This window comes from Lysobacter sp. Soil_N_51, from assembly GCF_057655755.1.
In genome coordinates, this window is sequence record NZ_JBDGLR010000044.1 from 1 (window position 1) to 203 (window position 203).

The following is a 203-nucleotide window of genomic DNA, read 5'->3' on the forward strand; positions in this document are numbered from 1 at the left end:
GTGGTGCCGGTCGCCGGATCCGACGACTTGCTGCTGCTGATCACCGGCGCGGCGACCGTGTGGGTCGTCGCGCAGTTGATGCACTCCGGATCCGGATCGCCACCACCGGCGCCGGTAACGCTGTTGCCGACCGTGCCGGCCGCATCCGCGTCGACGGTGGTCGTGTAGGTCAGCGTGTACGTACCTGGCAAGGTGCCGGCCGG

1 protein-coding gene is annotated in these 203 nt (G+C 70.0%); it reads right to left on the reverse strand.

Going from position 1 to position 203, the window contains the following annotated elements:
- A partial coding sequence (locus AC3A4T_RS24585) for a hypothetical protein (RefSeq protein WP_487677769.1) occupies positions 1–191 on the reverse strand: 191 nt, incomplete at its 3' end.
- Positions 192–203 lie beyond the last annotated feature (12 nt).